This is a genomic window from Effusibacillus lacus, from assembly GCF_002335525.1.
In the GTDB taxonomy this organism is placed as follows: domain Bacteria; phylum Bacillota; class Bacilli; order Tumebacillales; family Effusibacillaceae; genus Effusibacillus; species Effusibacillus lacus.
In genome coordinates this window covers 29,041-42,126 of sequence record NZ_BDUF01000064.1, presented here as the reverse complement: position 1 = coordinate 42,126, position 13,086 = coordinate 29,041, and the positions used below count along the sequence as shown (strand labels likewise).

General features: G+C 51.7%; 13 protein-coding genes. All 13 read left to right on the top strand.

Annotation, left to right across the window (positions count from 1 at the left end):
* The first annotated feature begins 178 nt into the window (after positions 1 to 178).
* The 13 genes from hisZ to selB all read left to right on the top strand — a co-directional run bounded on the left by hisZ (position 179) and on the right by selB (position 13,016).
* Positions 179 to 1,411, top strand: a complete 1,233-nt coding sequence (gene hisZ / locus EFBL_RS12915; RefSeq protein ID WP_096182530.1) for an ATP phosphoribosyltransferase regulatory subunit — start codon at positions 179 to 181, stop codon at positions 1,409 to 1,411.
* Positions 1,402 to 2,073 (top strand): ATP phosphoribosyltransferase, encoded by a 672-nt coding sequence (gene hisG, locus EFBL_RS12910; protein WP_096182529.1) that lies wholly within the window; start codon positions 1,402 to 1,404, stop codon positions 2,071 to 2,073. The genes hisZ and hisG overlap by 10 nt, the downstream gene beginning before the upstream one ends.
* Positions 2,073 to 3,347, top strand: a complete 1,275-nt coding sequence (gene hisD, locus EFBL_RS12905) for a histidinol dehydrogenase (protein WP_096182574.1) — start codon at positions 2,073 to 2,075, stop codon at positions 3,345 to 3,347. The genes hisG and hisD overlap by 1 nt, the downstream gene beginning before the upstream one ends.
* A gap of 5 nt (positions 3,348 to 3,352) precedes the next feature.
* A complete protein-coding gene (gene hisB, locus EFBL_RS12900) occupies positions 3,353 to 3,946 on the top strand; it encodes an imidazoleglycerol-phosphate dehydratase HisB (RefSeq protein ID WP_096182528.1) in 594 nt (197 codons plus the stop codon).
* 26 nt (positions 3,947 to 3,972) lie between these two features.
* Positions 3,973 to 4,593 carry an imidazole glycerol phosphate synthase subunit HisH gene (gene hisH, locus EFBL_RS12895; protein ID WP_096182527.1) on the top strand — a complete coding sequence of 207 codons (621 nt, stop codon included), beginning with the start codon at positions 3,973 to 3,975 and terminating at the stop codon, positions 4,591 to 4,593.
* Complete coding sequence (gene hisA, locus EFBL_RS12890) at positions 4,590 to 5,360, top strand: 1-(5-phosphoribosyl)-5-[(5-phosphoribosylamino)methylideneamino]imidazole-4-carboxamide isomerase (protein ID WP_096182526.1); 771 nt, start codon at positions 4,590 to 4,592, stop codon at positions 5,358 to 5,360. The genes hisH and hisA overlap by 4 nt, the downstream gene beginning before the upstream one ends.
* The gene (hisF, locus tag EFBL_RS12885; protein WP_096182525.1) at positions 5,360 to 6,121 is read left to right on the top strand and encodes an imidazole glycerol phosphate synthase subunit HisF; all 762 of its coding nucleotides are present in this window, start codon (positions 5,360 to 5,362) and stop codon (positions 6,119 to 6,121) included. The genes hisA and hisF overlap by 1 nt, the downstream gene beginning before the upstream one ends.
* Positions 6,122 to 6,132: 11 nt before the next feature.
* Positions 6,133 to 6,819: a bifunctional phosphoribosyl-AMP cyclohydrolase/phosphoribosyl-ATP diphosphatase HisIE gene (gene hisIE / locus EFBL_RS12880; protein WP_096182573.1), complete on the top strand. Its 687-nt coding sequence runs from the start codon at positions 6,133 to 6,135 to the stop codon at positions 6,817 to 6,819.
* Positions 6,820 to 6,932: 113 nt separating this feature from the next.
* On the top strand, positions 6,933 to 7,988 hold the full coding sequence (locus EFBL_RS12875; RefSeq protein ID WP_096182524.1) for an HD-GYP domain-containing protein: 1,056 nt from the start codon (positions 6,933 to 6,935) through the stop codon (positions 7,986 to 7,988).
* Positions 7,989 to 8,095: 107 nt separating this feature from the next.
* Positions 8,096 to 8,263 (top strand): sporulation protein Cse60, encoded by a 168-nt coding sequence (locus EFBL_RS12870; protein WP_096182523.1) that lies wholly within the window; start codon positions 8,096 to 8,098, stop codon positions 8,261 to 8,263.
* Positions 8,264 to 8,356: 93 nt separating this feature from the next.
* Positions 8,357 to 10,009, top strand: coding sequence for a tetratricopeptide repeat protein (locus EFBL_RS12865; protein ID WP_096182522.1), 1,653 nt, complete (start codon positions 8,357 to 8,359; stop codon positions 10,007 to 10,009).
* Positions 10,010 to 10,123: 114 nt separating this feature from the next.
* Complete coding sequence (trxB, locus tag EFBL_RS12860; RefSeq protein ID WP_096182521.1) at positions 10,124 to 11,086, top strand: thioredoxin-disulfide reductase; 963 nt, start codon at positions 10,124 to 10,126, stop codon at positions 11,084 to 11,086.
* Between the two features lie 16 nt (positions 11,087 to 11,102).
* Complete coding sequence (selB, locus tag EFBL_RS12855; RefSeq protein ID WP_165912592.1) at positions 11,103 to 13,016, top strand: selenocysteine-specific translation elongation factor; 1,914 nt, start codon at positions 11,103 to 11,105, stop codon at positions 13,014 to 13,016.
* Positions 13,017 to 13,086 lie beyond the last annotated feature (70 nt).

The following is a 13,086-nucleotide window of genomic DNA, read 5'->3' as shown; positions in this document are numbered from 1 at the left end:
AATTTGGGGCGGGGCCGCTTTTTTCAACGACTGACTTTAGGGACAAGCCATTTTTTTGCTAAGAAGATCGAACTTTTTTATTCAGCGTCTTCTCGTTGACAGATGCCACTTCAAGTGCTAATATTTGAAATCATACTTTAGTATATTAGCAAACTAAAGCGCCGGTGGTGGGGATTGGATGCAAAAGCCATTATTGTTTGAGAAGCCGCAAGGGGTCAGGGATTTTCTCCCGGATACGGCAGCCAACAAGCGGCAGTTGGAACGCGAGATTTCGCACAGCTTTGCCCGTTGGGGATACCGCGAGATTATTACGCCAATGTTTGAATACATGGATACTTTTCAAACCGGGATCCGGGGAGCGGAGGACCGGGTTTTTAAGTTTGTGGACAGATCCGGACGGATGATGGCATTGCGGGTGGACATGACCGCGCCAATTGCCCGGGTGGTTGCTTCCTTGATGAAAAATTGGTCTCTGCCCATCCGTCTGTCTTATACGGCCAACATCTTCCGCCAGCAGGATTTGGTGGCGGGCCGGGATACGGAATTCACGCAAGCGGGTGTGGAACTGATCGGAGATGCGACACCTGATGCAGATGCTGAAATGTTGGCACTTGCGGTCTCCACTCTGAAGGAGATTGGGTTGGAAGGGTTCCGTCTTGCATTGGGCCAGGTAGGATTCCTGCAAGGTATGCTGGAAGAGCACGTTGCGGAAGAAAGTACCCGGGAACGCCTGCAAAACGCCCTGGCTGACAAAGACTATGTGGCATTTGAACGGATTGTGGAAACGGAGACGGAGGAACCCGGTTCCTCCGTTCTGCTTCAGATTCCCCGACTGCGGGGTGGCGTGGAGGTTCTCGCAAGAGCGAGGGAAATGACCGGGAATCGGAAGGCGAAGGACGCCCTGCAGAATCTGGAAGACATTTGGCGCATCCTCCAAATCCACGGTGTCACCGATTATGTGCAGATTGACCTCAGTCTATGGCTGGGACTCAATTACTACACGGGAGCGATTTTTGAAGGATATGCTCCGATGATGGGATTCCCAATCTGTGGAGGCGGACGTTATGATGACCTGGTTGAAAAATTTGGCCGGGAGACACCTGCAACCGGATTCATCATCGGAATTGAACGGGTCATGGAGATACTGGAGAAAAAAGGGACCTTTGCCCCACAGCAGCGCTATCTTCTTTGCTATACTCAGGAGGACAGGGAAACAGCCTTGAAATTTGCCGAATATCTGAGAAACCGGGGGATTATGGTGTCGGCCAAGTTGATTTCGGAAGAAGAAAAGCTGCCTGCAGTGGAAGGGTCTGATTCAATCCTGGTGAGGCAGGATTCCCTTGAAACGGATGACAGCCGTCTGCAGGACTTGTATCTGGCGTTTCAAAACGAAGGAGAGGAATCACAGTGACAGACAAACAATTGACGGTGGCCCTTTCCAAAGGGCGCATCATGACGGATACGCTGCGGTTGCTGCATGAAGCTGGCATTCCTGTACCGGAAGACATTGAAGAGTCACGCAAGTTAATACTCGAATCTCCGGATGGCTCGATCCGCTACATCTTGGCCAAGCCGGTGGATGTTCCCACATATGTGGAATATGGTGTCGCAGACATCGGAATTGTTGGCAAGGACGTTCTGCTGGAAGCGGAGCGGGATCTGTATGAATTGTTGGATCTGGGGATCGGCAGATGCCGGATGTGCGTCTGCGGTTTACCGGACAGCAAGGGCGGCATGGTAAGCCGGGTGGCCAGCAAGTATGCCCGGATTGCAGCGAACCATTTTCGCAATCAGGGGCAACAGGTGGAAGTAATCTACCTGAACGGTTCGGTGGAATTGGCTCCTTTAATCGGGCTGGCCGACAGAATCGTGGATTTGGTGGAAACAGGCCGGACACTGGCAGAGAACGGACTGGTCATCCATGAGGAAATCCTTCAGATCTCCACCCGGGTCGTGGCGAACCGGATGAGTTTCCGGTTGAAAAGCGAACAGATCGACAGCCTGGTTGCAAGGCTGCGCGGGGTTACAGAGCAAACGGAACGGACAGTTACTGGCGGGGGGTTGCAGCAATGATTCGGATCGTTGAAGCGAAAGACTTTTCCCTCAAACGGGAAGAAGCGGAACCTTACGAGAAAGAACGGGAGATTGTACTGGATATTATTCAGCACATCCGGCAGCATGGAGACGAGGCGCTGCGGGCATTCACACGACAGTTTGACGGAGTGGATCTGCAAAACTTCCGGGTCCCGGAAGATGCTTTTGCAAATGCCTATAATCGGGTTTCACCGGAATTTGTTGCTGCCCTGCGGGATGCTATTGCAAACATTCGCAGATATCACGAGGCACAGAGGCGGCAGTCCTATATGATGATTGACGAGGAAGGCACCACCCTGGGACAACTGGTTCGTCCTCTGCACCGGGTGGGTGTGTATGTGCCGGGCGGCACAGCCGCTTATCCGTCTACGGTGCTCATGAACGTAATTCCCGCTCTCGTTGCAGGCGTGCCTGAAATCGCGGCCGTTACTCCTCCGGACAAGGAAGGAAACGTAAATCCCGGTGTGCTTGTAGCGCTCAAAGAATTGGGAGTGACAGAGGTTTATCGCGTGGGCGGCGCCCAAGCAATTGCAGCCCTTGCCTACGGAACGGAAACCATCCGACCTGTGGACAAAATCGTTGGGCCGGGCAATATTTATGTAGCGTTGGCTAAGCAAGCGGTGTTCGGCAAAGTCAGTATAGAAAGTATTGCCGGACCTTCTGACATCCTGGTTGTGGCCGATCACACTGCCGATCCGGAGTATGTGGCAGCGGATCTGCTGTCACAGGCGGAACACGGTGAGACATCACCTGCGATTCTGGTGACGCCCTCCCGTGAATTGGCGGAACAAGCCGCCCGGGCTTTGGAACGTCAATTGACCCTATTGCCGCGGAGGGAGATGACCGAAAAAGCCATTCGCAACATGGGAGCGGTTGTCGTGACTTCCGATCTGGAAGAAGCAGTGGAAATCGCTAACCGTGTGGCTCCGGAGCACCTGGAGCTACTGGTGGAGAATCCGGACGATTGGATTGGCCGGATTGTGAATGCGGGTGCCATTTTTGTAGGTTCTTACTCCACAGAACCGGTTGGGGATTATTACTGCGGCACGAACCATGTGCTGCCGACGGAAGGAACGGCACGATTTTCGTCTCCTCTCAACGTGGACGATTTCCTGAAGAAGACGTCTTTCATCCGATACAGCAAGCAGGCCCTGCTGACCCACGGGCACAAAATTATTACACTTGCGGAAGCGGAAGGGTTGGGTGCCCACGCAAACGCTATTCGCATCCGGCTTGACAAGGAAGGGAAGTGAAAGTAATGAGCAACGGCAGAATGGGTGAGATCCAACGAACCACGAAAGAAACCCAGATTTCCCTGAGCCTGAATTTGGACGGGGAGGGAAGAGGCGACCTCCAACTGCCGGTCCCATTTTTGAAACATATGCTGGATCTGTTCGCCAAGCATTCGGGCTTTGATTTAACTGTCCTCGCAAAAGGGGATACGGAAATTGATGATCACCATACGGCGGAGGATATCGGAATCTGTCTGGGACAGGCGTTCAAACAGGCAATTGGCGACAAGAAGGGGATTCGCAGATACGGCAACCGGTTTACTCCCATGGATGAGGCTTTGGCTCAGGTGACAGTCGATATTTCCGGTCGCTCCTTTCTCGTTTTTAATGCCCAATTTCCCACGGAAAAAGTGGGGAACTTTGATACCGAACTGGTCAGGGAGTTCTTCCAGGCGTTTGCTTCCAACTCGGGGGTGACACTGCACGTCAATCTGCATTACGGAACGAACACACACCATATGATTGAGGGAATCTTCAAGGCGTTTGCCGGGGCGCTGTCGGAAGCGGCCCGTCTTGACGGGAACATCAAGGGTGTTCTGTCAACAAAAGGGACTTTGTAGAAACCAACAGAGAGAAGGGTTTTTCCATGATCGCAATCATTGACTATGGAATGGGAAATCTCCGGTCGGTTCAGAAAGCGTTCGAAAAGGTAGGCCATTCGGCAGTTATCACGAATAACCCGCAGGAAGTACTGGCGGCTGACGGTGTACTGCTCCCCGGGGTCGGTGCTTTTGGTGACGCGATGGACCATCTCCGGCAGTTAGGGTTGGTCGACCCGATCAAGCGGGTCGCTGCACAAGATGTGCCGCTTCTGGGAATCTGTCTCGGCATGCAGCTTTTGTTTACCACATCAGAGGAACACGGCTTTCATCAGGGCCTGGACCTTATCCCCGGACATGTGAAGAGGTTCCGGGGAGATTTCAAGATTCCGCAGGTGGGCTGGAACAGCCTGGACATCCAGCAGCGGCACCCGTTGCTGGAAGGTGTCCGTGACAATGATTATGTCTATTACGTGCACAGCTACTACGTGGAGCCGGTTGATCGCGGTATAATTCTTGCGTCCAGCAATTACCACGGAGAGGTGCCCGGAGTTGTAGGCAGCAAGAATGTGTTTGGCATTCAGTTCCATCCGGAAAAAAGCTCTTCCGTGGGGCTGCGCATGCTGGATAACTTCGGCCGGATGTGCAGGAAAGGAGTTTATGCATGAGTCAAAACACTGAATTTGTCCTTTATCCGGCCATTGATATCCTGGGTGGCAAGGCGGTTCGTCTCCTGCGAGGCGATTATGGGGAGAAGACCGTCTATCATGAGAATCCGGCAGAAGTGGCACGCCAATGGGTGGAGCAGGGAGCTGAATTCATCCATGTTGTCGATTTGGATGGTGCCAAGGAAGGCTCCCAGCAGAATCGTCCCGTAATCGAAGAGATCGTGAAACGTGTTCCTGTGCCCGTTCAGGTTGGGGGTGGGATCCGAACCGGCGAAACGTTGGAAGCTCTGTTCTCTCTTGGGGTTGCACGTTGCATTCTGGGAACGGCTGCGGTTCGTGAACCCTTCTTTGTCAAGCAGGCAGTAACTGAATACGGTGAGAAGGTTGTCATCGGGATTGATGCAAAAAATGGTTGGGTGGCGGTGAACGGCTGGTTGGAGACGTCCGACATTTCGGCGATTGAGTTGGGACGGGAGCTGAAACAATGGGGAGCCACCCGCGTGATCTTCACCGACATTGCAAGGGACGGGACGTTGGAAGGTCCCAACCTGGCAGCCAATATCGAACTGGCTGAGGAAACAGGGCTTAAGGTGATTGCATCCGGCGGTGTCAAAGAAACCAGTGATTTGCTGAAACTTGCCAAGTACCGCAATGCGGGAGTGGCAGGCGCTATTATCGGCAAGGCGCTTTATACCGGAAACATTGACCTGACAGATGCCATCAACCGGGTGCGCAAAGAACTGGCTGTCGACGGAGGGGGCGCCTGATGCTGACAAAGAGAATCATCCCCTGTTTTGACGTAAAAAACGGGCGCGTGGTAAAGAATGTGTCCTTCCTGACCAACGAACGGGATGCAGGCGACCCGGTAGAACTGGCTGCTTACTATGAGGAAGCGGGGGCCGATGAACTGGTCCTGCTGGACATTACCGCATCGGTGGAAGGGCGATCAACCATGATGGACATCGTCCGGCGCACTACGGAACAGGTATTCATACCGTTTACGGTGGGTGGAGGCATTTCCTCCGTGGAGGATATTCGCGAGATCCTGAAAGCCGGAGCGGACAAAGTGTCAATTAATACAGCTGCCGTGAAAAACCCGCAATTGATTGCCGAAGGGGCCAAACGATTCGGGCAGCAGTGTATTGTGGTGGCCATTGACGGCAAATTTGACCCGGAGAAAGAAGATTGGGAAGTCCTGATTCATGGGGGACGGACCTCTGCCGGCATCAATGTCATCGAATGGGCCAAACAGGCGGAGTCGCTTGGGGCTGGTGAAATCCTGCTCACCTCCTTTGACCAGGACGGGCAGAAGGACGGCTACGACTTGGCGTTGACCCGCCGGGTGTCGGAGGCAGTCTCCATCCCGGTGATTGCTTCGGGGGGGGCCGGCAGAAAGGAACATTTTTACGATGTGTTTACGGAAGGAAAAGCCGACGCGGCGTTGGCGGCTTCCATCTTCCACTTCAAGGAAACTTCTGTCGGTGAAGTGAAGAGCTATCTCAAGGACAAAGGGGTGCCGATCCGATAATGGAGACTCGGATGGATCATACGTGGATCGACAGTCTGAAGTTTGATGAGCGGGGATTGATTCCGGCCGTCATACAGGATGTTCAAAGCAATAAGGTACTAATGGTAGCCTATATGAACCGGGAATCACTGGTACGAACGGTGGAGACGGGACAAACCTGGTTCTGGAGCCGTTCCCGAAACGAACTGTGGAACAAGGGAGCCACATCGGGACACGTGCAGCAAGTGCAAAGCATCGCCCATGACTGTGACCGCGACACCTTGTTGATTCAGGTGAAGCAAACGGGGTTTGCCTGTCATACGGGAGCGTATTCCTGTTTTTACGAGACAGTTGTTGGAGGGCAACGGAACCTCGGGGACACGGGCGGCGTTTCCGCTATGCAGCCGGACGATTTTTCGATACTGGCAGAGCTGGTTGCAACCATTGACCAACGCTATAAAGAGCGTCCGGAAGGTGCCTATACCACCTATCTGTTTGAAAAAGGGCTGGACAAGATCCTGAAGAAAGTCGGGGAAGAAGCCACTGAAGTGGTTGTAGCCGCAAAGAATGGGGACGCGGCGGAACTGACTTCCGAAACTGGGGACCTGATTTACCATTTACTGGTACTTCTGAAACAACAGGGAGTTTCGATGGAAGCGGTGCTGGCGGAGCTGGAGAAACGACACGGGGTCAAAGATATTCCGAATAAAACAAAATAATAATTGCGGTAAAGCATGTGTGGCGGACGTATTCCCCAACATGCTTTTCTTTTAAAGGATTTTGTAGATATTTGTTGAAATATCTTGGTAAAGAAAATAGCGGAGGTTCCTGCATGGAGGCAATACAAAGTCTGCTGAATCTCACAATCTTTAAGCTTACCAAGTCATATTGGTGGTCTCCGTGGCTGGTCGGAATCTATTTTCTATATTTGTTTGGTTGGGCTTCCTATACCGATTCCCTGACTTTAGCCGAAACGATGTTTGTTCTCTATGGAATCGGGATCATGTATATTGTGTCCTTATATGGCGGGAAAATCGGATTGTTGTGGAGTGCAGCGGCATTCCTGATGTTTACCTATCCCATTCTCGATCACCGCATCGATGAATTCACCTATGGGGGTCTGGAAGATTTTATTCTGGAAGGAATTGTAATGCCCGTCGGTTTTTTCCTGCTGTCGATTTACATTGGGCGAATCATTGCCAATACTCGAAACGTTAACGATGAAACCCAAAGGCTTTACAAACAAATTCTCGATTTGCATCACCAGTCTGAACAGACCTTGGCAGGTTTCATTCTGGCGATGTCCCGGGCGATTGAGTTGAAGGATGTTCATACGAAAGGCCATTCGGAACGGGTTGCCTGTTACTCCATGCTATTGGCCGAAAAAATAGGCCTTACCCGAACTCAGCAGAAGAATCTGTTTTACGGGGCGGTCCTGCATGATATCGGCAAAATCGGGATCGCCGACTCCGTCCTTACCAAGCCGGGACGACTCGATCCGGATGAGTGGGTGGAAATGCAGCTCCATCCGGCTATCGGCAAAGTGGTTTTGGAGGCCGTACCAGGTCTTGAGTATGTGATGGATCCGATCTCCCTGCATCACGAAAATTTGGATGGAACCGGTTATCCATACGGGGTTAAGGAAGACGGCATTCCTTTGTCCGCACGAATTGTGGCAATCGCCGATTCCTTTGACGCCATGACTTCCGACAGACCGTACCGTCCAGGAATGCCGGCAGCGAAGGCGGTTGAGGAACTGTTCAGATTTTGTGACATTCGTTTTGACCGCAGATTGGTCAATCTGTTTGTGGAGGCTATGCAGGAACGGAATTTCCAGTTGATGAACAGTGAAGATTTCACCAAGTATTTTTTGGAGTTTTCAAGATAATTCCCACAGTTTAGGCCAAACCTCGCCACTGGGTTTGGCCTTTTTGTCATATCGGTCAACGGAACCTAATAGAATGGGTGCCAAAGGGATAAGGAGGGTGAACGGGGATGTACCAGGTCGCAATATTTGCCAATTCCCTTGATCACAGGCTGGAAGAACAGGTCAATCAGTTCCTTGCGAAGCTTGAAGAAGCAAATGTTGTCGAAGTCAAACTCAGTTGTTCGGGAGATTCGGAAAACCCGAATTATACCGTCCTGGTAATGTATAAGGAGTAGTCCCCAAGGATGTGTTGCCCCGTGATATGTGTTATACTTGGGACTAGGGTAAACATAATGTACCCTTCACATATCGCGGGGAGGTGACCCGTCATGGACCAACAGCAGCAAAAAAAGCGGCGACGCCCTGATGGCAACGTGATTCCGTTCCGTTTGGACGCTGCGTTTTTCTTTGAACGTGCTGTAAGATATTTGGACCGTCACAACCTGCAAGGCGCACTCAAATATTTCCGCAAAGCGATGGAGTACGAGCCGGAGAATCCTGTGAACCACTGCAATCTGGCGGGTGTATTGTCTGAACTGGGCTCGTTTGAGGAATCCAATGCGATTTTGGAGAATGTTCTTCAATCCATTGATCCGAAAATGTACGAGTGTTATTTTTACATGGCAAACAATTGGGCCAATATGGGCTATTACGATAAAGCGGAAGAGTATGTCACCCGCTATCTTGACCTGGAACCGCACGGCGAATTTGCCAAAGAAGCGGAAGAAATGCTTGACATCCTGATCGAGGAATTTGGTGGGGGCGAAGTACTGCGGCAGAAACTGGAGGAGAAAGAAGCGGAACGAAAGGAGCAGGATCAGTCCAGGAAATTATTGGAAGAGGGCAAATTCATGGAAGCGGCCTCCTTCCTTCAGAAGACAATCGATCAATTTCCTGATCAGATTGCACCTCGCAACAACTTGTCATTGGCTTACTATTACCTTGGACGTCTGGATGAAGCAGTTGCAACAGCCGAGGAAGTGCTGGCGAGAGACCCGGGCAACATTCATGCACGTTGTAATTTGGCCGTATTTTTCCAGCATCAAGGCAAGAAGGAAGATATGACAAGCCTTGTGGAAGGGCTCCGGAAAGTATACCCGGTGAACTTCGATCAATGTTATAAGCTGGCCATTACCATGGGAATTCTGGGCGAACACAAAGTGGCCCACCGGTTGTTTCAGCAGCTTTCCCGCTGGAGCGAGGAGACAGATCCCTCTTTGCTTCACTGTTTAGCGGCATCTGCCTGCAACACGGGGCACTATGCCCTGGCGAAGAGAATCTGGCAGAATGTCCAGGCGATTGATCCCAAAAACGATGTGGCCGCTTTCTATCTGAAGGAATTGGAGAACGCAGAAGTGGCTGGAACCAAAGTCCGTCCGGTGTCCTATCACTATCAGATCCCCTTTCACGAGCAGTTCCGTCAGATTCAGGATCAGATGAAGACAGGAAAATCGGGAAAATGGCGCAACGATCCGTTAATCCGATCCTCTCTGTTCTGGGCGCTGCAGCACGGTGATATCGAGACCAAGGTGCAGGTCATCCAAACCTTTGCCGTGATCGCCGACCGTGAAGTGATTGAAGCATTGCGGGAATTTATCAGCCGTCCCGGTGAAATCAAACAACTCAAAATGCTTGCCGTTTATGTCCTTCAGCATATCGGTTCGCAAGGGCCTTTGGTCGACCTGTTTGAACTTCAGAACGATTGGAAAGACATTCTGACTAAGGCCAAGCCGGTAATTGAAACTTACAGTATGGGGCTGTATGAGGCGGCTCGCCACATCTGGTCCAGTTTTCTCGTTAACAGGCTGCATGATCTGCCCCGGTTTACCAATACAAACACGTGGGCTGCCGGATTGTCTTATCTGGTGCTGAAACAGCAGGGAGTACCTGTTACCCAGGGAGAGATCGCCGAACGCTTTGGTGTATCTGTCCATTCGGTGTACCGGATTTATCGCCAGATCTCCAAATCCGCCGAATCGTGATATGCCTCACAGTTTATGTTTGCCGGGTTGCTGTATACTGAGAGCAGGGTCATACGGAGACCCTGCTTTTTTTGCACATACTATACGAGAGTGACAATCCATGAGGTGATTGAAATGTATGATTTGCTGATAATTGGCGCCGGCCCGGCCGGGCTTTCCGCCGCGGTTTATGCCTCCCGCGCCAACCTGAAAGTGGCTTTGCTTGAGAAGGGCCTTCCAGGCGGCCAAATGCAAAACACCACCGAGGTGGAAAACTACACGGGTATCAAGATGATTATGGGGCCCGAGTTGTCTCAGGTCATGCATGAACATGCTCTTCACCTGGGAACTGAGTACATCACTGCAGAAGTGGAAAAGGTGGAACTGGAAGGAAAGATCAAGAAAGTCCATACCGATAAAGGAGTTTTTGAAGCAAAAGCGCTGCTGATTGCGACCGGTGCCGAACCGAAATTGCTGGGAGCTCCGGGCGAACGGGAGTTTCGCGGACGCGGCGTCAGTTATTGCGCAACGTGTGACGGTGCTTTCTTCAATGAAAAGAGGCCCGGCATGGACAAGGGAGTGGTAGTGGTCGGAGGAGGCGACTCGGCAGTGGAAGAGGGCGCATTCCTGACCCGCTTTAACAAGGTTACACTGGTTCATCGCCGTGACAAATTACGGGCCCAACCGATCCTTCAGAAGCGGGCCTTCGAAAATCCACGAATGAGCTTTATTTGGGACAGCACCGTGGAGGAAATCTTGGGAGGCAATATGGTTACGGGTGTGCGGATCAAGAATGTCAAGACAGGGGAAGTCTCAGAACTTCCGGCCAACGGAGTATTCATCTATGTCGGCATGAAGCCGAACACCGATTTTCTGGCAGGGTCCAAAATCCTGAATGAAGGAGGCTATATCCCAACGGATGAGAACATGAAGACTTCGATTCCAGGGGTGTTTGCTGCCGGAGACGTCCGTGACAAGGGGCTGCGTCAGATTATCACTGCCGCTTCCGACGGTGCCATTGCAGCCATGACCGCCTACCATTACATCGAGTCCCTGGAGGATGCCAAGGAAGAGGAAAGAGCAGACGTAACGGTTTAACGGGGTGATGAGCGGAGTGACGCAGGGTCAATATATCATTGTGGGAACGGCCGGTCACATTGACCATGGCAAAACAACTCTGGTCAAGGCGTTGACAGGTCTTGATACGGATACGCACAAGGAAGAAAAGGAAAGGGGCATCTCCATCGATATCGGATTTGCTCCCTTAAGTCTCCCCGATGGCAGGCGCATCGGGGTTATTGATGTTCCCGGACACGAGAAATTCATCAAGAACATGTTGGCGGGAGCTGCCGGAATCGATCTTATTCTGTTGGTCATTGACGCCAACGAGGGGATTATGCCTCAAACGACAGAACATCTGCACATTGTGGAAATGCTGCATGTGCAAAAGGGTATTGTTGTGCTTACCAAGATTGACACGGTAGATGAAGAGTGGCTGGCTTTGGTAACAGAAGAGGTGCGGGAAGGGTTGCGGGGTTCCACCTTGGCCGATGCACCCATAATTCCCGTCTCTGCCGTGACCGGTCAGGGAATAGAGGGCCTGCGAGAGCTAATAGCCGAAATGGCAAGGGAGATCAAGCCACGAGAAGTGAATGCCCCGTTCCGGATGCCGGTAGACAGGGTGTTTTCCGTTCCCGGATTCGGGACGGTTGTAACGGGTACCGTTCTCGCGGGCAGTGCGAAAGTGGGAGATGCGGTTGAAATTCAGCCTTCCGGTGAACAGGTGCGTATCCGCTCCATTCAGGTGCATGGTGAAACAACCGAGAAAGCGCAGGCAGGACAGCGGACCGCTTTAAACCTTGCTGGAATTGAGCGCAGTGAGTTGGCACGCGGATACGTGATTGCCACGCCTAAAGTGTTCAAGCCAACCTCGTTGATTGACGCGAGATTCCGGCTGTTGTCCGACAGCCCCTGGACGCTTGCAAATCGTATGCGGGTAAGGCTTTATGTGGGGACCAGTGAAGTAATGGGGCGTGTTGTGTTGCTCGACCGGGATGAAATGCAGCCCGGGGAAGATGCGCTGATTCAGATTGACTTGGAAGCACCGGTTGTGTGTGAGGCCAAGGATCATTTTATCCTGCGAACCTATTCGCCGATGCATACGATAGGTGGGGGAATCGTGATCGATCCCCATCCCAACCGGCTTTATAGAAGGAACCGTCCGCATATCCTTGAAGAACTGGAGTCCAGGGAAAAAGGCGGCCCGCATGCCCGCATTCTGCAAATAGCCGAAGAGGAGACCGGGCTGAACCTCACTGAACTGGCAGCTCGTATGAAAGCGACTCAGGATCAGACAAAGGCATGGGTGGAAGAATTGGCAGATCGCGGTCAATTACGGGAGTTGCCCGGCAATAATGGGTATGTTACGTTTCATGCACTCGACAAACTGTTGGATGAAATTGAGGAAAAGATACGGTCCCACTATGCCCGGGAACGTTTTCACAATTATGTGGCAAAGGCACAGGTTCTCTCACAATTGTCCAGAAAACTTAAGCCCAAAGTGTATGATGCCATCCTCGAATTGGGTGCAGAGGCCGGGCGCTTAGAAGTCAAGCAGGATCGGATCCGGCTTGTGGGTTATACGGTGCCTCTGTCTTCCAAGGAACAGCAAATGATGCAAGATATCCTGAAGAAGTTTCGCGAGCAAGCCTATCAACCGCCAACGCTGCAAGAACTTCTGGCTGCCTACAAGGGCCAGGATAAAATCGTGCAGGGAATTGTCAGCCTGTTGAAGGAAACGGATGCATTGGTTGAGGTGGAAGAGGGAATCCTGTTTGCCAAGGAAACCATTGAGCAGACTCCACAGATATTGCGGAAGATCTCGGGGGATGATGGATTCAGCGTTGCCGAGTTCCGGGATCATGTGGGCACCTCCCGCAAATTCGCATTGGCCCTTCTCGAATATATGGATCGGGTAAAGATTACGAAAAGAATGGAAGACAAGCGAGTACTTCTTAAAGAGCCATAAAAGGAAAGGCTCCCATGTCAAATGTCACAAATTTTTAACCTCACCGTAATATAAACGCAATATTTTCTGG

Coding starts and splice junctions, on each gene's coding strand:
- EFBL_RS12875 (WP_096182524.1), top strand. CDS start 6,933: ATGGAGGCAATACAAAGTCTGCTGAATCTCACAATCTTTAAGCTTACC.
- hisB (WP_096182528.1), top strand. CDS start 3,353: ATGAGCAACGGCAGAATGGGTGAGATCCAACGAACCACGAAAGAAACC.
- hisH (WP_096182527.1), top strand. CDS start 3,973: ATGATCGCAATCATTGACTATGGAATGGGAAATCTCCGGTCGGTTCAG.
- hisA (WP_096182526.1), top strand. CDS start 4,590: ATGAGTCAAAACACTGAATTTGTCCTTTATCCGGCCATTGATATCCTG.
- EFBL_RS12870 (WP_096182523.1), top strand. CDS start 8,096: ATGTACCAGGTCGCAATATTTGCCAATTCCCTTGATCACAGGCTGGAA.
- hisZ (WP_096182530.1), top strand. CDS start 179: ATGCAAAAGCCATTATTGTTTGAGAAGCCGCAAGGGGTCAGGGATTTT.
- trxB (WP_096182521.1), top strand. CDS start 10,124: ATGTATGATTTGCTGATAATTGGCGCCGGCCCGGCCGGGCTTTCCGCC.
- hisF (WP_096182525.1), top strand. CDS start 5,360: ATGCTGACAAAGAGAATCATCCCCTGTTTTGACGTAAAAAACGGGCGC.
- hisIE (WP_096182573.1), top strand. CDS start 6,133: ATGGATCATACGTGGATCGACAGTCTGAAGTTTGATGAGCGGGGATTG.
- EFBL_RS12865 (WP_096182522.1), top strand. CDS start 8,357: ATGGACCAACAGCAGCAAAAAAAGCGGCGACGCCCTGATGGCAACGTG.